Origin of the sequence: Pseudomonas sp. RIT-562 (assembly GCF_026241895.1) — a bacterium.
GTDB classification, from domain to species: Bacteria; Pseudomonadota; Gammaproteobacteria; order Pseudomonadales; family Pseudomonadaceae; genus Aquipseudomonas; species Aquipseudomonas mandelii_F.
Genome location: NZ_JAPJIV010000002.1, coordinates 34,186 through 55,630 on the forward strand (window position 1 = coordinate 34,186; position 21,445 = coordinate 55,630).

The following is a 21,445-nucleotide window of genomic DNA, read 5'->3' on the forward strand; positions in this document are numbered from 1 at the left end:
CAGTGCGTTTCACCAGAATCAATTCCAACTCATACAGGTAGCACTGTGACGAAAGACGAACTGCGCGCGGAACTTGAGCGCCAGGAACAACGTTACAAGGAAGTTTACGGCGGGGAAGTCACCACCTACGCCGCACAGCCCGAACCGGAACGTAAACCCTGGCGTAAACGCGCCACCGTTCAGGATCAGGCGTTCAGCCAGGAACTGCAGAAGATGGAAAAGGAACTCAAAGCCGAAGAGCCGTGAATTGCAGGGCTTTGATCATTCCAAGGGTCTGGATGCCAGCCTGCTAAAAGCGGGTTGAATCGATGATGCCTTCGCGCCCGCTACGAGCGGGCAGCGGCTGCCTTGTCCTGTGGATAAGGTGCCAGGTTCATTTCTGACCCTCTTTTCAGAAATTTCCCACGGGCGTTAACGCCTCTCCAGTTTGTCGGAGAACCCCCCGTGCGTGCAGGCTTTGCCTTTAGATTCAACGACCTGCGGAATCAGTCGAGGTACCGTTGATCTGGCGCTGCCCGCAAACTAATTCGTTGAAGAATGTTACCGATGAGCAGCTAGTGCATCGATTTCCATCCTTTTCTGGCATAATCGCGCCCCCTTACGACCGGGTCAGAAAACCTTCATGATCGATTTATTCAGCGGACTGGATGCTTGGGTGCTTGTGAGCCTCTTGCTCGCCCTGGCCTTTGTCCTCGCCTTCGAGTTCATCAACGGCTTTCATGACACCGCTAACGCGGTGGCCACCGTTATCTACACCAAAGCCATGCCGCCCCATCTGGCGGTGTTCTTTTCCGGTGTGTTCAACTTTCTCGGCGTGCTGCTGGGCGGTGTCGGCGTGGCATATGCCATCGTCCACCTGCTACCGGTAGAGCTGCTGATTAACGTGAACACCGGTCACGGGCTGGCCATGGTGTTCTCGCTGCTTGCCGCGGCCATCACCTGGAACCTGGGCACCTGGTACTTCGGTATCCCGGCGTCGAGCTCCCACACGCTGATCGGCTCGATCCTCGGAGTCGGCCTGGCCAACGCCCTGATCAACGACATCCCACTGGCTGATGGCGTGAACTGGCAGAAAGCGATCGATATCGCCGCCTCCCTGGTGTTCTCGCCGATGGCCGGCTTCCTGATCGCCGCGCTGATCCTGATCGGCCTTAAATGGTGGCGCCCGCTGTCGAAGATGCACAAGACGCCGGAACAGCGCCGCAAGATCGACGACAAGAAGCATCCGCCGTTCTGGAATCGCCTGGTCCTGGTTATTTCGGCCATGGCCGTGAGCTTCGTGCACGGCTCCAACGACGGCCAGAAAGGTATCGGCCTGATCATGCTGGTACTGATCGGTATCGTCCCGGCACAATTCGTACTCGACCTGGGCAGCACCACTTACCAGATCGAACGGACTCGCGATGCGACCCTGCACTTGAGCCAGTTCTACAAGCGTAACGCCGACACCCTGGGTGAGTTCCTCGCACTGGGTAAAAGTGTGGAAGGCGATCTGCCGGAGAAATTCCGTTGCAACCCGCAACAGACCGAACCGACCATTACCGCCCTGCTCGGCACGCTGAAAGGCGTTTCCGACTATCACTCGCTGCCGTCGGACAGCCGCATCGAAGTGCGTCGCTACCTGCTCTGCCTGGATGACACGGCGAAGAAAGTCAGCAAGCTGCCTGGCCTCGATGCCCGTGAAAAAGCCGACCTGGACAAGCTGCGCAAGGACCTGACGACTACCACTGAATACGCGCCGTTCTGGGTGATCCTGGCGGTCGCCCTGGCACTGGGCCTGGGTACCATGGTGGGCTGGAAACGCGTAGTGCTGACGATTGGCGAGAAAATCGGCAAGCAAGGCATGACCTACTCCCAAGGCATGTCGGCACAGATCACCACGGCGAGCCTGATCGGCATGGCGAACATCTTCAGCCTGCCGGTTTCCACCACCCACGTACTGTCCTCTGGCGTGGCCGGTACCATGGTCGCGAACAAAAGTGGCCTGCAAGGCGGCACGGTGAGAACCATCCTGCTGGCCTGGGTGTTGACCCTGCCGGCAACGGTAGCCTTGTCGGCCGGCCTGTTCTGGCTGGCGTCGAAGGCGCTGGGTAGCTGATACCCGGCAGCACAAAAAAAGGCGCGTTCCGTGAGGTTCGCGCCTTTTTTATTTAATGCGGGAATGTGAACAACCAAAAATTTCGCAGGCAAAAAAAAAGGGCAACCGAAGTTGCCCAAAATGCCTTGCGTGCTCATTGCTTCCAGAAAGAACTACGGTTTTTTCCGCTTGTGCGCGTCTTTCCAGATAAAAAATCCAAACCCTGCGAAAAACAGAACCATGAGGCCGACTGTCAGCACTCCGGCGATCACCACGTTGTCGAAAAACATGACTGGCCTCCTGCACTTGCCCTGTTGCGATAGGGCTAAGTTAACCAATCGGGCGGGAGAGAAAATTGACCAGGATCAATGCCGCCCGAGACTGGGCGTAAAGGAGGGAGAAAAACTGACCTGCATCAATCGATGCAGGGGGATTAACGCTTTTTCGGTTTGTTCTTCGGCTTTTTCTTCGGTTTGCCCAACGGCATGGCCTGTTCGAATGCGTTGCGCACTTCGTTCAGGCGCTTCTCATTGAGGTCATGCACCCGCTTGGCGCGTTCCGTGGTGAGATCGATCAGCTTGTCGTCCTGGCTCATGTCTTTATACATCGCATCGTTTAAGGGTGCTGCGCTTGCGCGCATGGTTGCGCCAATGATGGAGCCTAACGCTGGCGCTGACCAGTCGCGGGCTTCAGATCTCTATATCGACCCACAACCCCTGGCGCGGCTCGTCTTCGATCAAAGGCGCCACTGGCACGGTGTTGTCCGCGTTCAGCTCATAGCCGGGAACCGGCAGATGCTGAGCAGGTTCACCATCGGCTTCACGCCGACGCTTGTCCCGCTGGTGCTGGCGGCGCTGCTCCTCACGCAGCTGGAACGCCGCTTCCTCGGGATCGCGCTGCTGCAGGTCAATCGTGCTGTCACTGGACGTTTCCTGCACCGGCGTGACGGGGGCGATATCCGGACGCTGGCGGACCGGATCCTGCTGGGAAGTGATCGGCACGGCACTCAAGGGGAGCATCGGTGGCAGCATGATTTTTGTTCTCCTGTCAGCAGGCTGTCGGCTGCACGGATCGCGACTTGAGCCATTGCACGCAAACTGTGACCCGGTTGGCAACTTGCGCGATGGCGGCTCGGTTGGGAATTGGACTGTCATTTATCGGACAACGTCTGACCGAGTCGTTCCACCAGGAGCAAAAGATCGCAGCCTGTGGCAGCTCCTGCACGCGTTATCCTTTGGCCTGGAGCCCTCATTCCGTTAAGATAGCCCGCTTTTTCAAGGTGGGAGTCAGGCAGCATGGCGCAGCAGTATCAACCGGGGCAACGCTGGATTAGTGACAGCGAAGCCGAGCTGGGTTTGGGCACCGTTCTGGCACAGGACGGCCGCTTGTTGACCGTGCTCTATCCGGCCACTGGCGATACCCGCCAGTACGCGCTACGGAATGCGCCCCTCACCCGCGTGAGGTTTTCGCCGGGTGACTCGATCACTCATTTCGAAGGCTGGAAACTGACCGTACAGGAAGTCGACGACGTCGACGGCCTGCTGGTTTACCACGGCCTTAACGCGCAGAACGAAACCGTCACCCTGCCGGAAACCCAGCTGTCGAACTTCATTCAGTTCCGCCTGGCCAGCGACCGCCTGTTCGCCGGGCAGATCGACCCGTTGGCCTGGTTCTCCCTGCGCTACCACACGCTGGAGCACACCAGCCGCCAGCTGCAGTCCTCGTTGTGGGGCCTGGGCGGCGTTCGCGCCCAACCGATCGCCCACCAGTTGCACATCGCCCGCGAAGTCGCCGACCGCATTGCGCCTCGGGTTTTGCTGGCCGACGAAGTAGGTTTGGGTAAAACCATCGAAGCCGGCCTGGTGATCCATCGCCAGTTGCTCTCGGGTCGCGCCAGCCGAGTGCTGATCCTGGTTCCGGAAAACCTGCAGCACCAGTGGCTGGTGGAGATGCGCCGGCGTTTCAACCTTCAGGTCGCGCTGTTCGACGAAGAACGCTTCATCGAAAGCGATGCGACCAACCCGTTCGAAGACACCCAGCTGGCACTGGTTGCCCTTGAATGGCTGGTGGCCGACGAAAAGGCCCAGGACGCGTTGTTTGCTGCAGGCTGGGACCTATTGGTGGTCGATGAAGCGCATCACCTGGTGTGGCATGAGGAAAAGGCCAGCCCTGAGTATTCCCTGGTGGAACAGCTGGCCGAAGTCATTCCCGGCGTCCTGTTGCTGACCGCCACCCCGGAGCAGCTCGGCCAGGACAGCCACTTTGCGCGCCTGCGCCTGCTCGATCCAAACCGTTTCCACGACCTGCACGCCTTCCGCGCAGAGAGCGAGAACTACCGCCCGGTGGCCGAAGCCGTTCAGGAGTTGCTGGACCAGGGCCGCCTGTCGCCTGAAGCGCACAAGACCATCCACGGCTTCCTCGGCAATGAAGGCGAAGCCTTGTTGGCTGCGGTCAACGATGGCGATACCGAAGCCAGTGCGCGCCTGGTTCGCGAGTTGCTGGATCGCCATGGCACCGGACGCGTGCTGTTCCGTAACACCCGCGCTGCCGTGCAAGGTTTCCCGGAACGTAAACTGCACCCGTATCCCCTGCCGTGCCCGGATGAGTATCTCGAGTTGCCGCTGGGCGATCACGCCGAGCTGTATCCGGAAGTGAGCTTCCAGGCTCAGCCGGATGCCAACGAAGAAGAACGCTGGTGGAAATTCGACCCCCGTGTCGAGTGGCTGATCGATCAGCTGAAAATGCTCAAGCGCACCAAGGTCCTGGTGATCTGCGCCCATGCCGAAACCGCGATGGACCTGGAAGACGCCCTGCGCGTGCGTTCCGGCATCCCCGCGACAGTGTTCCACGAAGGCATGAACATCCTTGAGCGCGACCGCGCCGCCGCCTACTTCGCCGACGAAGAATTTGGCGCACAAGTGCTGATCTGCTCGGAAATCGGCAGCGAAGGTCGCAACTTCCAGTTCTCGCATCACCTGGTGCTGTTCGACCTGCCGTCGCACCCGGATCTGCTGGAACAACGTATCGGTCGTCTGGACCGGATCGGCCAGAAGCACATTATCGAGCTGCACGTGCCGTACCTGGAAACCAGTCCGCAGGAGCGGTTGTTCCAGTGGTACCACGAAGCACTCAACGCCTTCCTCAATACCTGCCCGACCGGCAACGCATTGCAGCATCAGTTCGGCTCGCGCCTGCTGCCGCTGCTGGAAAATGCCGACGACGGCGAATGGCAAGCGCTGATCGATGAAGCACGCGCCGAGCGTGAGCGTCTGGAAGCCGAGCTGCACACCGGCCGTGACCGCCTGCTGGAACTCAATTCCGGTGGTGCTGGCGAAGGCGATGCACTGGTCGAGGACATTCTTGAGCAAGACGATCAGTTTGCCCTGCCGATCTACATGGAAACCCTGTTCGACGCCTTCGGCATCGACAGTGAAGACCATTCGGAAAACGCGCTGATCCTCAAGCCGAGCGAGAAAATGCTCGACGCCAGCTTCCCGCTGGGTGACGACGAAGGCGTAACCATCACTTACGACCGCAATCAGGCGCTGTCTCGCGAAGACATGCAGTTCATCACCTGGGAACACCCGATGGTTCAGGGTGGCATGGACCTGGTGTTGTCCGGCTCGATGGGTAACACCGCCGTGGCGCTGATCAAGAACAAGGCGCTGAAACCTGGCACCGTGTTGCTGGAACTGCTCTACGTCAGCGAAGTGGTCGCCCCGCGCTCACTGCAGTTGGGGCGTTATCTGCCGCCAGCCGCCCTGCGCTGCCTGCTCGATGCCAACGGCAACGACCTGTCGGCCCGGGTAGCGTTCGAGACGCTCAATGACCAGCTCGAAAGCGTGCCTCGGGCCAGCGCCAACAAGTTCATCCAGGCCCAGCGTGATCAGCTGACGCCTCGGATCAACGCCGGTGAAGAGAAGATCTTCCCGCGTCATGCCGAGCGCGTCGCCGAGGCCCAGCGCCGCCTGGCCGCCGACACCGACGAAGAACTGGCACGCCTGACCGCCTTGCAAGCGGTCAACCCGACCGTGCGCGACAGCGAACTGGTTGCTTTGCGTAAACAACGCGAGCAAGGCCTGGCCATGCTCGACAAGGCTGCGTTGCGACTGGAAGCGATTCGGGTGTTGGTGGCGGGTTAAGCCTGCCCTGTTCTACCGGTAAAACGAAAAGGCCCGCAGAGATGCGGGCCTTTTTTTTCTTGGGTTATTGGGTGCTGCTGATGGCTTCATCGCGAGCAGGCTCACTCCTACAGGGGGTCTGCGGTGCTCACAAATCCTCTGTAGGAGTGAGCCTGCTCGCGATGGCAATCATGCGGTCGCCACCTCAATCCCTGGCTGACTGACAGCCACCAAACCATCCTTCATCCGCTGCGCATCCCGTACAAAACACCGTGAAGCCATGAACAGAAACACCATGGTAAAGAACAGCGCCACCGGTATCAGGTACATCGCGTCATGCAGGCCCACCGCCTTGAACGCTTCGGTCATCTGCTCGGCACCCGCCGCCAGCATCGCGGTATGGGCGAAGTGATCGGACAGCGCACCCACTACCACCGGCCCCAACCCCCCACCCAGCAGATACAACCCGGCAAAAAACAGCGCCATGGCCGTGGCCCGCAGGCGTGGCTCAACCACATCCTGGATAGCGGTGTAGACGCAGGTGTAGAAGTTGTAGGCGAACAACCAGCCCAGGCTGAACACCCCGACGAACAGTCCGATCTCGATCCGCCCGGCGTGCAGGGCCCAGGCCGTGCACACAGTCGAGACAATCAGGCTGAAGGCGGCAAACAGCAACCGGCCATTGGCGACTCGCTGGTGGATCTTGTCAGCGACCAGTCCGCCCAACGTCAGGCCGAACAAACCTGTCACACCTACGATCACCCCGGTCGCCACCGCGGCCTCATGCAATGGCATCAGGAAGTAACGTTGCAGCATCGGCACAAGAAAGGAGTTGCAGGCGTAAGTCGCGAAGTTGAAGCACAACCCGGCCATCACCAGCCACAGGAAGGTCGGCACCGCCAACACCCGGCGGATCGGCCGATCGACGCGTTCCTGGGATACCTGCACGCTTTCTGCTGCACCGCGCTTGGGTTCCTTGATGAAAAACATGAACACCGCCAGGATCAGGCCCGGCACTGCAGCAATGAAAAACGGTGCACGCCAGCTGTCGAAAGTCTTGACCATCCAGCCGATGGTGAAGAACGCCAGCAACAGGCCCAGGGGCAGGCCCAGCATGAAGATACCCATGGCGCGGGCGCGTCGGTGGGCCGGGAACAGATCGCCGATCAATGAGTTGGCGGCGGGCGCATAACTGGCTTCGCCGATGCCGATGCCCATGCGCACGAGCAGGAAAGTCCAGAAACTGCCGACCAGGCCATTGACCGCCGTCAGCCCGCTCCAGGCAGCCAGCCCCCAGCCCATCAACTTCGCCCGCGATCCGGTATCGGCCATCCTCCCAAGGGGCAGGCCGGCAATCGCATAGACGATGGTGAACGCGGTACCGATGATCCCCAGCTGAAAATCACTCAGGCTCCACTCCATGCGGATGGGCTCGATGATGATCGCCGGAATGGTACGGTCGAAAAAGTTGAACAGATTGGCCAGGAACAACAGGAACAGAATGCGCCAGGCATTCGCCGCTTGGGTCGAGTTCTGCATGTTTCCGTCTCTTTTATTGTTATGGGGCGTCACTGCCCCCGGAACATGCAATCTAGTCACGCGTGCACCAGCTGTCTGTAATTATTCGTTAAGCTGATAGGGCGCCATGAAAAGCCATATTCTGATTATCGCCAAATGCTCTAAAGCTCATTCCAAATCGGTTGACGCCAAACTGCCACCACGGCTTGCGGTTCGTCCCTGCGCTCTATACTCCAAGCCAATGCGCCAGTATTCATGGCGGCAGCCAGGATGACGAAAACGGGAAATGCTATGGAATGGCTTGGATTGCCTTTCATTACCGGCCTACCAGATAGCGGACAGGTAATCCTCAGTTGCACCCACAATCCGTTTCTCGTACTGCTGGCTTATCTGGTCGCCTGCGTCGGCAGCTTCGCCATGCTGGACATGGCCGAACGTGTGGATCATGCGCAAAAAGCACAATCGCGACGCATCTGGCGCCTGGTTGGCACCGCGTGCCTGGCGGGCGGTATCTGGGTCATGCATTTCATTGGGATGCTGGCTTTCGAAGCGCCTGTCGAGATTCATTACGCCCTGCCGATCACCCTCGTCTCGCTGTTGATCGCCCTGCTTGCCTCGTGGCTGGTAATGCTTACGCTCAGCCAGCCGCAGCAGACGCTGTGGCGCTACGTGAAGGCCTCGGTTTGCATCGGCCTGGGCATTGCAGCCATGCATTACGTCGGCATGGGCGCCATGCATTCCAAGGCCGCCGCGTACTTCGACACGACGCTGTTCACCCTGTCTATCGTGATCGCCATGCTGGCCGGGCTGACAGCCCTGTTGATCGCCCGGCATTTACGCAGCAGCACCGGGGTGGTCCATCAGCTGAAGAAGTACACCGCCAGCCTGGTGCTTGGCGCGGGCCTCTTCAGCATGCACTTCACCGGTATGGCCGCCTTCAACCTGGTGCTGCCAGCCGGCAGTGTCCTGACACCACCAAGCGCCAACGATCACCTGCAACTGGGCCTGACCCTGGGCGTCATGACCCTGTTGATCATCGGCAGCAGCATCAGCGCGGCATTGGCTGACAAGAAGCTGCAACACAAGGATCACGACCTGCAACGGGTCAACGCCCTGCTCAGCCAACTCGACCAGGCACGCATGTCGTTGCAACAGGTTGCCCACTACGACCCGCTGACCAATCTGGTCAACCGTCGCGGCTTCAATCAGTTGTTCGCCGAGAAACTCATCGAAAAGACCAGTGACGGCGGCATGCTCGCCGTGATGTTCCTGGACATCGATCACTTCAAACGCATCAACGACAGCCTCGGCCATGACGCCGGTGACGAATTGCTCAAGGTCCTGGCCAGTCACATCAAGGGTTCGGTACGCAGCCATGAAGATGTGGTTGCACGTTTTGGCGGTGACGAGTTCTGCATCCTCATCGGCTTGCACGACCGGGAAGAAGCGAGACATATGGCCCAACGCATCATGACGAAGATGAAGGAGCCCATCGAGCTGTCAGGCCGGCGCATGGTGATGACCACCAGTATTGGTATCAGCGTGTTTCCCGAAGACGGCAGAACCTGCGAAGAACTGTTGAAAAACGCCGACCTGGCGCTCTACCAGTCCAAGGGCAATGGCCGCAACGGCCTGAACTTCTTTAGCGCCAGCCTGAAAACCCGGGCGACCCTGGAACTGCAACTGGAGGAAGAACTGCGCCATGCCCTGCGCGAGAACAGCGGCCTGATGCTGTACTACCAGCCGATCTTCGACCTCAAGACCGGCCTGGTGAGCAAGCTTGAAGCCCTGGTGCGCTGGCAGCATCCGGTGCATGGGCTGCTCGCGCCGGATCGGTTCATTGCCATCGCCGAAGCCAATGGCCTGATTGCCGAGCTCGATCATTGGGTGCTGCGCAAGGCCTGCGAGGATTTGAGTGAACTGTCCCGCCAGGGCTGCGAAGCGCTGAGGATTGCGGTGAACTGTTCGCCGCTGAACCTGGGACGCGAAGAGCTCGCCGATGAGATCGAACAAGCGTTGCGGATGGCCGGGGTGGCACCCCATCGGCTGGAACTGGAAGTCACCGAAAATGCGCTGATGGGCAATATCGCCAATACTCTGGTATTGCTGCGCCAGATTCGCGCGCTGGGCGTATCGCTGTCGATCGACGACTTCGGCACCGGGTATTCATCGCTGGCCTACCTCAAGCGCCTGCCGCTGAACACCTTGAAGATCGATCGCTCGTTCATCCAGGATATTCCCCAGTCGGCCCAGGACATGGAAATCGTCCAGGCGATCATCGTCATGGCGCATACCCTGCATTTGCAGGTCGTCACCGAGGGCGTCGAAACGCTGGAGCAGTACGACTTCCTGCAGCGCTACGACTGTGATTTCGTCCAGGGCTACTTGCTCAGCCGGCCAGTTCCGCTGGCTGAATTGCGCCCCGTGCTCAACGAAATCAACCAGCGCAACTATTCGAGCCCGGTCATTGCGTCGGGTCAGGCTCGCGGTACATCTGCACCAGTGTCGAAGGATCCTTTTCCAGGAAGCCCTTACTCCCGTGCAACCGCATCAATTGCGCGGCCAGTGCGCTAAGGGGCGTTGCCGCACCCTGCTCGCGGGATAATTTCACCGCAGTGTCGAGATCCTTGAGCAGTGTGCGAACGTGCCACTTCACTGGCTCGAAGCAACTGTCGGCCATTTGCGGCGCGAGGATCTGCAACGGCTTCGAATCGGCAAAGCCTCCCGCCAGCGCCTCGGCAATCAGGCTGGCATTGACGCCAGACCGCTCGGCCAGGGCCACGACTTCGGCAATGACCAATGCATTGCAGGCGACAATCATCTGATTGCAGGCCTTGGTCACCTGCCCTGCGCCAACACCGCCCATATGGGTGACGCGCTGGCCGATGCTCAGCAACGCCGGTCTGACTCGCTCAAGGTCTGCCTCCGCGCCGCCGACCATGATCGCCAGGGAGCCCGCCTCAGCCCCCACGACACCACCAGACACCGGCGCATCCAGCCAATGCATGCCACGTGTTTCGTTCAGTACTCCAGCCATTTCCCGGGTGGCCGCAGGCTCCAGGCTGGAAAAATCCACCAACAGTTGGCCAGATTGCGCGCCCTCGGCGATGCCAGCGGCACCAAATACCACCTCGCGCACCACGGCAGTATCGGCCAGGCAAAGCATGACCACATCCGCGTGCGCGCACAGCTGCGCGGGGCTCGATACTTGGCGCGCCCCGGCCTCGACCAGTGGCGCGCACTTGCCCGGATTGCGATTCCACACGGTCAATGGAAAACCAGCAGCCAGCAGTCGCTGGCACATCGGCAGGCCCATGAGGCCAATTCCGGCGAATCCCAGGGAAGGTAACGTTGCCATGGTCTGGTTTGCTCCAATTAAACACGGGATAAACAAGCTCTCCGCGAGCCCAGTAAACATCAACATCTGGAAACAATTAAACCGACCAACCAAGGGTCAACCAACTGTTCCCGTTACGTGCACTTCACCCTGGCCAGAACCTCGATGTGGCCTTTCTCCACGGCAACCTGCCATCACGCTACGGGCCTACACACTTTACGTTAATCAGCCTTGGCACCAAATCGGTGCAGACGGTTATTCCGCCGCCCTTTCCTGGATCAGAATCCACGGCGAAACCACCACCGCCCACAGCTGCGGATCACGCTCGAAAAGATCCAGCGCCCGCGATTCAGAGAGCTTGGCGAGCTTGTCATCGGCCAGCCAGGCAGCCACTTTCTCACCTTCGTCAGACGCCACCGCTTCGGCTGCTGCGATCAAATCCAGCGCCGGGTCGACCCATAACAGGGCACCCTTGGCAAAGAACGGCTCAAGCTCCTTCCAGGTAATAGATGCGGTCTCACCAAGCAGCTTGGCATAGAGGGTGCTAGGTTCTTGATTCATGGGTTCTGTCCGGAAAAGAAATCGACGCGAATGATAAACGTCGATGGTCCGCCAGCAAAACCCGGATGTAATTTGCGACACCCGATTGAAAACCGCAGGAAAGCCAGGGAATGCAGGTGAATCAAGCTAATAGCCAGCTAACATCCCGCCGTGATTCTGTATTTTTCTTTCAATAAAGCGACACCCCCTGGTTTTGCCCCCCGGCGCTGCCTTCCCAGGCTGACAATCGGCGCTCTACACTGTACCGGTACAGTTGCCGGGGGCATTTCCGGAGGATATCGAAAAATATCTGACCCGGTTCTGCTGCTACGGCGCCAGGACTATAAAAACTACAACAGTAAGAGTGGAGCACTATGACTAAGGCTACTAAGCAGATTTCCAAACTGTTTGCCGCTATGGTTCTGGCCGGGGTTGCCAGCCATTCGTTCGCAGCTGACACCATCAAGATCGGCATTGCCGGCCCTAAAACCGGCCCTGTAGCCCAGTACGGCGACATGCAGTTCAGTGGCGCCAAGATGGCCATCGAGCAAATCAACGCCAAGGGCGGCGTAGACGGCAAGAAACTCGAAGCCGTTGAATACGATGACGCCTGTGATCCAAAACAAGCGGTAGCGGTCGCGAACAAGGTCGTCAACGACGGCGTCAAGTTCGTGGTCGGTCACCTGTGCTCCAGCTCCACCCAGCCGGCTTCGGACATTTACGAAGACGAAGGCGTGATCATGATCACTCCTGCCGCCACCAGCCCGGACATCACTTCCCGTGGTTACAAGATGGTGTTCCGTACCATCGGTCTCGACAGTGCCCAGGGCCCTGCAGCCGGCAACTACATTGCCGATCACGTGAAGCCGAAAATCGTCGCGGTCCTGCACGACAAACAGCAATACGGTGAAGGCATCGCCACTGCCGTGAAACAAACCCTTGAGAAGAAAGGCACCAAGGTTGCCGTGTTCGAAGGCATCAACGCCGGCGACAAAGACTTCTCCTCGATGATCGCCAAGCTCAAGCAAGCCAACGTCGACTTCGTCTACTACGGCGGCTACCACCCGGAGCTGGGCCTGATCCTGCGTCAAGCCTCGGAAAAAGGCCTGAAAGCCAAGTTCATGGGTCCGGAAGGCGTGGGTAACGACTCCATTTCGCAGATCGCCAAGGACGCTTCCGAAGGCCTGCTGGTAACCCTGCCGAAATCCTTCGACCAGGACCCGGCCAACGTTGCCCTGGCTGACGCGTTCAAAGCCAAGAAAGAAGATCCGAGCGGTCCGTTCGTGTTCCCTTCCTACTCGGCTGTTGAAGTCATCGTCGGCGGCATCACTGCAGCCAAGAGCGAAGACCCGGCAAAAGTGGCTGAAGCCATCCACGCCGGCACTTTCAAAACCCCGACTGGCGACCTGAGCTTCGACGCCAAGGGCGACCTGAAAGACTTCAAGTTCGTGGTTTACGAGTGGCACTTCGGCAAACCTAAAACTGAAGCTTCGCCTCAGTAAGGCCTTGCCTGACTGACTGCCCACAAAGCCCACGGCGTGCCGTGGGCTTTGTTTTACGAATGTATTGGGCCGCGCTTGCGTGATCCGCAAGTCTCCCCACCTGAAAATCTCAAAACCGTCATCAGCGGTTCGCTGGCAAACCCCGAATTCGAAGTGGATGCAGATCCGCGGGGCTCGGGCGGGAAAATGACTCCACCAGTGAAATGCGTATCAGGTTTTTAGGAGCGCTGTAATGCCTGACATCTATCACTTTTTCCAACAGCTGGTTAACGGCCTGACCGTTGGCAGCACGTATGCCCTGATCGCCATCGGCTATACGATGGTTTACGGCATCATTGGAATGATCAACTTCGCCCACGGCGAGGTGTACATGATTGGTTCCTACGTGGCGTTCATCGCCATCGCGGGCCTGGCCATGATGGGACTCGACAGTGTCCCGCTCCTGATGACCGCGGGTTTCATCGCGAGCATCGTCGTCTGCAGTGCCTACGGCTACAGCATCGAACGGATTGCCTACCGCCCCTTGCGTGGCAGCAACCGTCTGATTCCGCTGATCTCGGCCATCGGCATGTCGATCTTCCTGCAGAACACCGTTCTGCTGGCGCAAGACTCCAAGGACAAATCCATCCCCAACCTGATCCCCGGGAATCTCTCCTTCGGGCCAGGTGGTGCACATGAAGTGCTGATTTCGTACATGCAGATCGTGGTGTTCGTGGTGACCCTGGTCGCCATGCTCGGCCTGACGATGTTCATCTCCCGTTCTCGCCTGGGCCGCGCCTGCCGCGCCTGTGCCGAAGACATCAAGATGGCCAACCTGCTTGGCATCAACACCAACAACATCATTGCCCTGACCTTCGTCATCGGTGCAGCGCTGGCAGCCATTGCAGCAGTGTTGTTGAGCATGCAATACGGCGTGATCAACCCGAACGCCGGCTTCCTCGTTGGCCTCAAGGCCTTTACCGCTGCAGTACTCGGCGGCATCGGCAGCATCCCCGGCGCCATGCTCGGCGGGTTGGTGCTCGGGGTGGCGGAAGCCTTTGGTGCCGATATCTTCGGCGACCAGTACAAGGACGTCGTGGCTTTCGGCTTGTTGGTTCTGGTGCTGTTGTTCCGGCCGACCGGCATCCTGGGCCGTCCGGAGGTTGAGAAGGTATGACTAAGAATCTTAAGCAAGCGCTCTTCAGTGCGCTCCTGGTCTGGGCAGTTGCCTATCCGGTACTCGGCCTGAAACTGACCATCGTCGGTATCAACCTGGAAGTTCATGGCACCAGCAACATGACCCTGGCAATCATTGCGATCTGCTCGGTGCTCATGTTCCTGCGGGTGCTGTTCGACGAGCCAATCAGCAAGGCCTGGAAGTCTTCGCCGTCCATGCCGTTGATCCCGGCCAAGGCGAGCAACTTCCTGACCCTGCCGACCACCCAGCGCTGGATCATCATCGCGTTGATCATTGGCGCCCTGGTATGGCCGTTCTTCGGCTCCCGCGGCGCGGTGGACATCGCGACCCTGATCCTGATCTACGTGATGCTGGGCCTGGGCCTGAACATCGTGGTCGGTCTCGCTGGCCTGCTCGACCTGGGTTACGTCGGTTTCTATGCCGTCGGTGCCTACAGCTATGCGCTGTTGTCGCACTACCTGGGCTGGAGTTTCTGGGTCTGCCTGCCGGTCGCCGGCCTGATGGCGGCCACTTTCGGCTTCCTGCTCGGCTTCCCGGTACTGCGCTTGCGTGGTGACTACCTGGCGATCGTGACCCTGGGCTTCGGTGAAATCATCCGACTGTTCCTGCGTAACCTCACCGACATCACGGGTGGCCCGAACGGCATCAGCAACATCGAGAAGCCTACGTTCTTCGGCCTGACCTTCGAGCGCAAAGCGGCCGAGGGCATGCAGACGTTCCATGAGTACTTCGGGCTGCAGTACAACTCGATCAACAAGGTGATATTCCTCTACCTGGTTGCGCTGTTGCTGGCCCTGGGGGCCTTGTTCGTCATCAATCGCCTGCTGCGCATGCCGATCGGCCGTGCCTGGGAAGCGTTGCGTGAAGACGAAATCGCCTGCCGTGCGCTGGGCCTCAATCCGACCGTGATCAAGCTGTCGGCCTTCACCCTGGGCGCCAGCTTCGCCGGTTTTGCCGGCAGCTTCTTCGCCGCCCGCCAAGGCCTGGTCACGCCCGAGTCGTTCACCTTCATCGAGTCGGCGATCATCCTCGCCATCGTCGTTCTGGGTGGCATGGGCTCGCAGCTGGGTGTGATCCTCGCCGCCGTGGTGATGATCCTGCTCCCGGAAATGATGCGTGAGTTCAGCGAATACCGCATGTTGATGTTCGGCGCCTTGATGGTGCTGATGATGATCTGGCGTCCCCAGGGTCTGCTGCCCATGCAACGTCCTCACATGGAGCTGCGCAAATGAGCCGCGAGATCCTGAAAGTCGAAAATCTGAGCATGCGCTTCGGCGGCCTGCTGGCGGTCAACGGCGTGGCCCTGACCGTCAAGGAAAAACAGGTCGTCGCCCTGATCGGCCCCAACGGCGCCGGCAAGACCACGGTGTTCAACTGCCTCACCGGCTTTTACAAGCCAAGCGGTGGCAGCATCCTGCTCGATGGCCAGGCGATCGAAGGCCTGGCTGGGCATGAAATCGCCCGTAAAGGCGTGGTACGCACTTTCCAGAACGTGCGGTTGTTCAAGGATATGACGGCGGTCGAGAACCTCTTGATCGCCCAGCACCGACACCTGAACACCAACTTCCTGGCCGGCCTGTTCAAGACCCCGGCGTTCCGCAAAAGCGAGCGCGAGGCCATGGAATTTGCCGAGTACTGGCTGGACAAGGTCAACCTCAAGGAATTCGCCAACCGTACCGCCGGCACACTGGCCTACGGTCAGCAACGTCGCCTGGAAATCGCCCGTTGCATGATGACCCGCCCGCGGATCCTCATGCTCGACGAACCGGCCGCCGGCCTGAACCCCAAGGAAACCGAGGACCTCAAGGCGCTGATCAGCGTGTTGCGTGAAGAGCACAACGTTACCGTGCTGTTGATCGAACATGACATGAAACTGGTGATGAGCATTTCCGACCACATCGTCGTCATCAACCAGGGCACGCCCCTGGCCGACGGCACACCGGAACAGATCCGCGACAATCCTGAAGTGATCAAAGCCTACCTGGGGGAAGCGTAATGCTGCAGTTCGAAAACGTTTCCACCTTCTACGGCAAAATCCAGGCCCTGCACGGCGTCAACGTGGAAATCCGCCAGGGCGAGATCGTCACCCTGATCGGTGCCAACGGTGCCGGCAAGTCCACGTTGCTGATGACCCTGTGCGGCTCGCCTCAAGCTCATAGTGGCAGTATTCGCTACATGGGCGAGGAACTGGTCGGGCAAACTTCGGCGCAGATCATGCGCAAAAGCATTGCCGTGGTGCCGGAAGGCCGCCGGGTGTTCGCTCGCCTGACCGTGGAAGAGAACCTCGCGATGGGCGGGTTCTTCACCGACAAGGGCGATTATCAGGAACAGATGGACAAGGTCCTCGGGCTTTTCCCGCGCCTGAAAGAGCGTTTCAGTCAACGCGGCGGCACCATGTCCGGCGGTGAACAGCAAATGCTCGCCATCGGCCGTGCGCTGATGAGCAAGCCCAAGCTGCTGCTGCTCGACGAGCCGTCACTGGGTCTGGCACCGATCATCATCCAGCAGATCTTCGATATCATCGAACAGCTGCGCAAGGATGGCGTGACGGTGTTCCTGGTGGAGCAGAATGCCAACCAGGCGCTGAAAATCGCTGACCGTGCGTACGTTCTGGAGAACGGCCGGGTGGTGATGCAAGGCACAGGTGAAGCGCTGCTGACTGATCCGAAGGTGCGCGAGGCGTACCTGGGCGGTTAAACAAAAAAACGGCCTTCGGGCCGTTTTTTTCTGACGGCGATCTCACCAACCATGAAGATCCCTGTGGGAGCGGGCTTGCTCGCGAATGAGGTGTGACAGGCAAATCATTGCTGACTGACACTCCGCTTTCGCGAGCAAGCCCGCTCCCACAGGGGAACCGTATCGTGTAAAAAATTCCAGCTACAACCGATCCAGCGCCTCGCCACTGCGCTTGAACCAACCCATCAGATAATCCGCCAGGACCTGCGTACGCTTGGGCAAACCACCCTGATACGGATGCACCAGGTACATCGGCATCCTGCGGGTCTGATAATCGCGCAACAGCCAGCGCAAGCGCCCGTCTGCCAACTCCGTTTGCAGCAGATATGAAGGCAAACGCGCAATCCCCGCTCCCGCCAACGCGGCTTTTTTCAGCAGGCTGTAATGATTGCTGGCGAACGGCCCCATCACTCGCACCCGCAGTAACTCGTGCTGTTGGTGATACAACCATTCTTCGCGACCGCTGTAATGACTGTTGAGCAGACAGCGGTGCTCTGCGAGTGCCTGTGGCGTTGACGGCTCGCCATATTGTTCGAGGTAAGCCGGGCTGGCGCAGGTCATCTCATGCCAGGCCAACAGCGGGCGGGCCACCAGTCGCTCGTCGTTACCGACCTCGGAGCGGACTGCCAGGTCAAAACCGTCCCGGGACAAATCGCGAAAATTGTTACTCAGGTCCAGCTCGATTTGCACCTCGGGGTATTGCTGGGAGAATTCCAGCAACAACCCGTCGAAGAACGTTTCGCCCAGTGACACCGGCACGGTCATGCGCACCGGCCCGGCCATGTCGTCCTTCAACCGCGCCAGAGCCTGGCGCGCCCGCTCCACTTGCACAACTAATGCCTGAGCCTGGGGCAATAGGGCAGCGCCCGCTGCGGTCAAACTCAGACGGCGCGTGGTGCGTTGCAGCAGAACTACAGAAAATCGAGTCTCCAGCAGACTGATGCGCTTGGACAGTTGCCCCTTACTGCACCCCAGCTGCTGCGCTGCCAGAGTGAAACTCCCCGCCTCGATCAGCACCGCGAACGCCGCAAGGTCGTCCATTTCACTCATGGATTGTTTCCATTTGAAAACCAAAGGTTGCCTATTAGCACGCTTATCAACAGAAAACACCAGCCCTAGACTGGAACCTCGTTTAAACCATCCGAGGATCAGGGCATGAAAATTCTGTTGATAGGCGCAGGCGGCACCATCGGTTCAGCGGTCGACAAGGAGTTGTCGCAACGTCACGAGGTCATTCGCATCGGCCGTACCAGCGGTGATTTGCAGGTGGATATCAGTGACAGCGCGTCGATTCGCCAGCTATTCGAACAGACCGGCAAGTTCGACGCCCTGGTCTGTGCCGCTGGTAACGTAACGTTTGCTCCATTGGGCGAAATGTCCGAGGAAAGTTTTGCACTGGGCCTGAAGGACAAGTTGATGGGCCAGGTCAACTTGCTGCTGATCGGCCGTGAATTCGCCAACGATGGCGCCTCTTTCACCTTTACCACCGGCGTACTCAGCCATGATCCGATCCGCAGCGGCGCTTCGGCCGCCCTGGTCAACGGCGCGCTGGACAGCTTCGTGCGTGCGGCGGCCATCGAATTGCCTCGCGGGTTGCGCGTGAACTCCATCAGCCCGACCGTGCTGCTTGAAGCGATGGGCAGCTATGCACCGTATTTCCGGGGCTACAAACCGGTGCCGGCAGCCGATGTGGCTTTGGCCTACGCGAAAAGCGTAGAAGGCTTGCAGACCGGGCAGACTTTTCACGTGGGCTGAGCTTGAGGAAATCTGTAGGAGGCTTGCCAGTGATCTCTGAAGCCTTGCCAGTAATCTGTGGGACTTTGCCAGTGATCTGTGGGAGCAAGGCTTGCCCGCGATGGCGCCCTTGAGACCGCCATCGCGAGCAAGCTTTGCTCCCACAGTCGATCCAGGTTCAGGGAGTAGAAACCAGGGTGAGGTCCAACCTGTGATCCTGGTTCAGGCAGTGGGGTCAGGGTGCGCCAAAAGAATCGTCGGGGTTGTGATGAGCGGTCAGGCTGCGTAACGTGGCGGCACTTGTCTGGAGAACCAAAGATGCGTGTTGCCCGTTCCCTTGTCCTCGTTGCTCTGCTCCCACTGTTCGCCGCGTGCCAGTTGTTCGACGGTCCGCGGCAAAGCGCTTCCCATGTGGGCCAGACCCGCATGCAAGGCCAGTTGACGGCGGCGGATGGCAAACTGGTGTTCCAGCCGTGCAATCAATCGAACAGCCTGGTGGTCAAGGACACCGGTGGCACCAGCGTGCTGCAGGAGGCCGCGACCCTGGCCGATAATCAGGGCAAGTTGTTTGCAGATGTGCGCGGGCGCGTTAACGGCAGTCAACTCGAGCTGGAGCAGCTGTACCGCGTCGAGCGCTCGGGCACGGCCTGTGATGATCCGAACTTCAAGTTGCTGATCCTGCGCGCCGCCGGCCATACGCCGGAGTGGAACGTCAAGGTCAGCGGCAAGGGCATGGTCATCGATCGTGCCGGCCAACCGCCCCTGGCGCTGCCCTATGTCGAGGAACAGCTGGGCGACGGCCGATTCAACCTGAGCACCGAAGCCAACGACCAACACATCGAGCTGTGGGTCGCGCCGCAACGTTGCGTCGACGCCACCACCGGCGCGGTCCAGCACATGAGCGCAGAGCTGCGCATCAATGGCCAGGTCCAGCGCGGCTGCGGGTATTTCGGCGGAGCGCGTGACGACTGATCGTTTTAGCCTCACTGATTCCGGTCTTTGGGGCTTATAATCACCGGTTTGTGCTATTCCGCCCTGGCGCAGTCAAGCGCCCCGCGAACCGGATCCTGTCATGTTACGAATCACCGAACTCAAGCTGCCGATCGACCATCCCGAAGAAGACCTGCGCCCTGCCATCGTGCAGCGCCTGGGCATTGCCAGTGATGATCTGCTCGACTTCACCTTGTTCAAGCGCAGCTACGATGCGCGTAAAAAGTCCTCCGAGCTGTGCTTCATCTACACCATCGACCTCAACGTGCGCGATGAGGCGGTGGTGCTGAACAGGTTCGTTGATGACCGTAACGTCAACGTGGCGCCGGATGTCAGCTACAAAGTCGTCGGCCAGGCGCCGGCTGATCTTGAGCAGCGCCCGGTGGTCGTCGGTTTTGGCCCGTGCGGGATTTTCGCCGGCCTGCTGCTCGCCCAGATGGGCTTCAAGCCGATCATCCTGGAACGCGGCACCGAAGTCCGCCAGCGGACCAAGGACACCTGGGGCCTGTGGCGTAAAAGCGTGCTCAATCCCGAGTCCAACGTGCAGTTCGGCGAAGGCGGCGCCGGGACGTTCTCCGATGGCAAGCTCTACAGCCAGATCAAGGATCCGAAGTTCATCGGGCGCAAGGTCTTGCACGAGTTCGTCAAGGCCGGCGCGCCGGATGAAATTCTCTACGTCAGCAAACCGCACATCGGCACCTTCCGCTTGACCGGGGTGGTGGAGAACATGCGCGAACAGATTCGTGCCCTGGGTGGCGAAGTTCGCTTCCAGCAGCGCGTCACTGACGTGCTGATCGAAGACGGACAACTGACCGGCGTCGAACTCGATGGCGGCGAACAGATTCATTCGAAACACGTGATCCTCGCCCTCGGCCATAGCGCCCGGGACACTTTCCGCATGCTGCACGGTCGTGGCGTGTTTATGGAAGCCAAGCCGTTCTCTGTCGGTTTTCGCATCGAACACCCGCAATCACTGATCGATCGTGCGCGCCTGGGCAAGTATGCCGGCCACCCGAAACTCGGTGCCGCCGACTATAAATTGGTGCACCACGCCAAGAACGGCCGGTCGGTCTACAGCTTCTGCATGTGCCCGGGCGGCACCGTGGTCGCCGCGACCTCCGAACCGAACCGGGTAGTGACCAATGGCATGAGCCAGTACTCGCGTAACGAGCGCAATGCCAACTCCGGTATCGTCGTGGGCATCACCCCGGAAGTCGATTACCCAGGTGGCCCGCTGGCCGGGATCGAGCTGCAGGAGCGCCTGGAATCCCACGCCTTTGTGCTGGGCGGCAGCAACTACGAGGCCCCGGCGCAGCTGGTCGGCGACTTCATTGCTGGCAAACCTTCCACGGCACTGGGCAGTGTCGAGCCGTCCTACAAGCCCGGGGTTGCCCTGGGAGACCTGGCGCTGGCGCTGCCGGCATTTGCCATCGAGGCGATTCGTGAAGCGCTGCCTGCGTTCGAAAAGCAGATCCGCGGCTACTCGCTGCATGACGCAGTACTGACCGGAATCGAAACCCGTACTTCTTCGCCGTTGCGCATTACCCGCGACGAGTCGATGCAGAGCCTGAACGTCAAGGGTCTGTTTCCGGCAGGTGAAGGTGCCGGTTATGCGGGCGGAATTCTGTCGGCGGGCGTGGACGGGATTCGAATTGCCGAAGCCGTGGCTCGCGACATTCTCGGCCTCAAGGCCTGATACACGGTTTTGTAGGA

The 21,445-nt window shown here is 59.6% G+C and carries 19 protein-coding genes; 12 read left to right on the top strand and 7 right to left on the bottom strand.

The window, feature by feature from the left end:
• The first annotated feature begins 45 nt into the window (after positions 1-45).
• Both ORL50_RS02890 and ORL50_RS02895 read left to right on the top strand, forming a co-directional pair.
• The gene (locus ORL50_RS02890) at positions 46-246 is read left to right on the top strand and encodes a hypothetical protein (RefSeq protein ID WP_007903846.1); all 201 of its coding nucleotides are present in this window, start codon (positions 46-48) and stop codon (positions 244-246) included.
• 376 nt (positions 247-622) lie between these two features.
• Positions 623-2,098, top strand: a complete 1,476-nt coding sequence (locus tag ORL50_RS02895) for an inorganic phosphate transporter (protein WP_266009726.1) — start codon at positions 623-625, stop codon at positions 2,096-2,098.
• Positions 2,099-2,250: 152 nt separating this feature from the next.
• On the opposite strand, the gene ccoM is transcribed toward ORL50_RS02895, so the two are convergent.
• The 3 genes from ccoM to ORL50_RS02905 all read right to left on the bottom strand — a co-directional run bounded on the left by ccoM (position 2,251) and on the right by ORL50_RS02905 (position 3,108).
• Positions 2,251-2,367, bottom strand: a complete 117-nt coding sequence (ccoM, locus tag ORL50_RS28945; RefSeq protein WP_007926603.1) for a cytochrome c oxidase subunit CcoM — start codon at positions 2,365-2,367, stop codon at positions 2,251-2,253.
• A 143-nt stretch (positions 2,368-2,510) separates the two neighbouring features.
• Positions 2,511-2,672 (bottom strand): hypothetical protein, encoded by a 162-nt coding sequence (locus ORL50_RS02900; protein WP_266009727.1) that lies wholly within the window; start codon positions 2,670-2,672, stop codon positions 2,511-2,513.
• 94 nt (positions 2,673-2,766) lie between these two features.
• Positions 2,767-3,108, bottom strand: a complete 342-nt coding sequence (locus tag ORL50_RS02905) for an aspartate-semialdehyde dehydrogenase (protein WP_266009728.1) — start codon at positions 3,106-3,108, stop codon at positions 2,767-2,769.
• Positions 3,109-3,372: 264 nt separating this feature from the next.
• Here ORL50_RS02905 and rapA point away from each other — a divergent pair, with 264 nt between their 5' ends.
• Positions 3,373-6,219, top strand: coding sequence for an RNA polymerase-associated protein RapA (rapA, locus tag ORL50_RS02910; RefSeq protein WP_266009729.1), 2,847 nt, complete (start codon positions 3,373-3,375; stop codon positions 6,217-6,219).
• 168 nt (positions 6,220-6,387) lie between these two features.
• On the opposite strand, the gene ORL50_RS02915 is transcribed toward rapA, so the two are convergent.
• Positions 6,388-7,737 carry an MFS transporter gene (locus ORL50_RS02915; protein WP_266009730.1) on the bottom strand — a complete coding sequence of 450 codons (1,350 nt, stop codon included), beginning with the start codon at positions 7,735-7,737 and terminating at the stop codon, positions 6,388-6,390.
• A 270-nt stretch (positions 7,738-8,007) separates the two neighbouring features.
• On the opposite strand from ORL50_RS02915, the gene ORL50_RS02920 reads away from it, so the two are divergent.
• Positions 8,008-10,290, top strand: coding sequence for a putative bifunctional diguanylate cyclase/phosphodiesterase (locus ORL50_RS02920; protein WP_266009731.1), 2,283 nt, complete (start codon positions 8,008-8,010; stop codon positions 10,288-10,290).
• On the opposite strand, the gene ORL50_RS02925 is transcribed toward ORL50_RS02920, so the two are convergent.
• Both ORL50_RS02925 and ORL50_RS02930 read right to left on the bottom strand, forming a co-directional pair.
• The gene (locus tag ORL50_RS02925; RefSeq protein WP_266009732.1) at positions 10,181-11,074 is read right to left on the bottom strand and encodes an NAD(P)-dependent oxidoreductase; all 894 of its coding nucleotides are present in this window, start codon (positions 11,072-11,074) and stop codon (positions 10,181-10,183) included. The two genes, ORL50_RS02920 and ORL50_RS02925, sit on opposite strands and share 110 nt — an antisense overlap.
• Before the next feature lie 234 nt (positions 11,075-11,308).
• A complete protein-coding gene (locus tag ORL50_RS02930) occupies positions 11,309-11,614 on the bottom strand; it encodes a DUF2288 domain-containing protein (protein WP_266009733.1) in 306 nt (101 codons plus the stop codon).
• 353 nt (positions 11,615-11,967) lie between these two features.
• Here ORL50_RS02930 and ORL50_RS02935 point away from each other — a divergent pair, with 353 nt between their 5' ends.
• From ORL50_RS02935 to ORL50_RS02955, 5 genes are all read left to right on the top strand, one after another.
• Complete coding sequence (locus ORL50_RS02935; protein WP_266009734.1) at positions 11,968-13,095, top strand: branched-chain amino acid ABC transporter substrate-binding protein; 1,128 nt, start codon at positions 11,968-11,970, stop codon at positions 13,093-13,095.
• Between the two features lie 232 nt (positions 13,096-13,327).
• On the top strand, positions 13,328-14,251 hold the full coding sequence (gene livH, locus ORL50_RS02940) for a high-affinity branched-chain amino acid ABC transporter permease LivH (protein ID WP_266009735.1): 924 nt from the start codon (positions 13,328-13,330) through the stop codon (positions 14,249-14,251).
• Complete coding sequence (locus ORL50_RS02945) at positions 14,248-15,504, top strand: high-affinity branched-chain amino acid ABC transporter permease LivM (RefSeq protein ID WP_266009736.1); 1,257 nt, start codon at positions 14,248-14,250, stop codon at positions 15,502-15,504. The genes livH and ORL50_RS02945 overlap by 4 nt, the downstream gene beginning before the upstream one ends.
• The gene (gene livG, locus ORL50_RS02950; protein WP_266009737.1) at positions 15,501-16,268 is read left to right on the top strand and encodes a high-affinity branched-chain amino acid ABC transporter ATP-binding protein LivG; all 768 of its coding nucleotides are present in this window, start codon (positions 15,501-15,503) and stop codon (positions 16,266-16,268) included. Before ORL50_RS02945 ends, livG begins: the two co-directional genes overlap by 4 nt.
• Positions 16,268-16,969, top strand: a complete 702-nt coding sequence (locus tag ORL50_RS02955) for an ABC transporter ATP-binding protein (RefSeq protein WP_122837748.1) — start codon at positions 16,268-16,270, stop codon at positions 16,967-16,969. Before livG ends, ORL50_RS02955 begins: the two co-directional genes overlap by 1 nt.
• Positions 16,970-17,149: 180 nt before the next feature.
• On the opposite strand, the gene ORL50_RS02960 is transcribed toward ORL50_RS02955, so the two are convergent.
• Positions 17,150-18,058: a LysR family transcriptional regulator gene (locus ORL50_RS02960; RefSeq protein WP_266009738.1), complete on the bottom strand. Its 909-nt coding sequence runs from the start codon at positions 18,056-18,058 to the stop codon at positions 17,150-17,152.
• 105 nt (positions 18,059-18,163) lie between these two features.
• Between ORL50_RS02960 and ORL50_RS02965 the strand changes: the two genes are divergently transcribed.
• The 3 genes from ORL50_RS02965 (at position 18,164) to ORL50_RS02975 (ending at position 21,428) form a co-directional block, all read left to right on the top strand.
• Positions 18,164-18,763 (top strand): short chain dehydrogenase, encoded by a 600-nt coding sequence (locus ORL50_RS02965; protein ID WP_266009739.1) that lies wholly within the window; start codon positions 18,164-18,166, stop codon positions 18,761-18,763.
• Positions 18,764-19,060: 297 nt separating this feature from the next.
• Positions 19,061-19,714: a COG3650 family protein gene (locus ORL50_RS02970; protein WP_266009740.1), complete on the top strand. Its 654-nt coding sequence runs from the start codon at positions 19,061-19,063 to the stop codon at positions 19,712-19,714.
• Positions 19,715-19,814: 100 nt separating this feature from the next.
• Positions 19,815-21,428, top strand: coding sequence for an NAD(P)/FAD-dependent oxidoreductase (locus ORL50_RS02975; protein WP_266009741.1), 1,614 nt, complete (start codon positions 19,815-19,817; stop codon positions 21,426-21,428).
• The last annotated feature ends 17 nt before the right edge of the window (positions 21,429-21,445 follow it).

Bases quoted from the DNA above. Each gene is read 5' to 3' on its own strand.
- ORL50_RS02955 (WP_122837748.1), top strand. From the start codon at position 16,268: ATGCTGCAGTTCGAAAACGTTTCCACCTTCTACGGCAAAATCCAGGCC.
- ORL50_RS02935 (WP_266009734.1), top strand. From the start codon at position 11,968: ATGACTAAGGCTACTAAGCAGATTTCCAAACTGTTTGCCGCTATGGTT.
- ORL50_RS02965 (WP_266009739.1), top strand. From the start codon at position 18,164: ATGAAAATTCTGTTGATAGGCGCAGGCGGCACCATCGGTTCAGCGGTC.
- ORL50_RS02920 (WP_266009731.1), top strand. From the start codon at position 8,008: ATGGAATGGCTTGGATTGCCTTTCATTACCGGCCTACCAGATAGCGGA.
- ORL50_RS02960 (WP_266009738.1), bottom strand. From the start codon at position 18,058: ATGAGTGAAATGGACGACCTTGCGGCGTTCGCGGTGCTGATCGAGGCG.
- ORL50_RS02970 (WP_266009740.1), top strand. From the start codon at position 19,061: ATGCGTGTTGCCCGTTCCCTTGTCCTCGTTGCTCTGCTCCCACTGTTC.
- livG (WP_266009737.1), top strand. From the start codon at position 15,501: ATGAGCCGCGAGATCCTGAAAGTCGAAAATCTGAGCATGCGCTTCGGC.
- ORL50_RS02930 (WP_266009733.1), bottom strand. From the start codon at position 11,614: ATGAATCAAGAACCTAGCACCCTCTATGCCAAGCTGCTTGGTGAGACC.
- ORL50_RS02975 (WP_266009741.1), top strand. From the start codon at position 19,815: ATGTTACGAATCACCGAACTCAAGCTGCCGATCGACCATCCCGAAGAA.
- ORL50_RS02900 (WP_266009727.1), bottom strand. From the start codon at position 2,672: ATGAGCCAGGACGACAAGCTGATCGATCTCACCACGGAACGCGCCAAG.
- livH (WP_266009735.1), top strand. From the start codon at position 13,328: ATGCCTGACATCTATCACTTTTTCCAACAGCTGGTTAACGGCCTGACC.
- ORL50_RS02915 (WP_266009730.1), bottom strand. From the start codon at position 7,737: ATGCAGAACTCGACCCAAGCGGCGAATGCCTGGCGCATTCTGTTCCTG.
- ORL50_RS02945 (WP_266009736.1), top strand. From the start codon at position 14,248: ATGACTAAGAATCTTAAGCAAGCGCTCTTCAGTGCGCTCCTGGTCTGG.
- ORL50_RS02925 (WP_266009732.1), bottom strand. From the start codon at position 11,074: ATGGCAACGTTACCTTCCCTGGGATTCGCCGGAATTGGCCTCATGGGC.
- ORL50_RS02905 (WP_266009728.1), bottom strand. From the start codon at position 3,108: ATGCTGCCACCGATGCTCCCCTTGAGTGCCGTGCCGATCACTTCCCAG.
- rapA (WP_266009729.1), top strand. From the start codon at position 3,373: ATGGCGCAGCAGTATCAACCGGGGCAACGCTGGATTAGTGACAGCGAA.
- ccoM (WP_007926603.1), bottom strand. From the start codon at position 2,367: ATGTTTTTCGACAACGTGGTGATCGCCGGAGTGCTGACAGTCGGCCTC.
- ORL50_RS02895 (WP_266009726.1), top strand. From the start codon at position 623: ATGATCGATTTATTCAGCGGACTGGATGCTTGGGTGCTTGTGAGCCTC.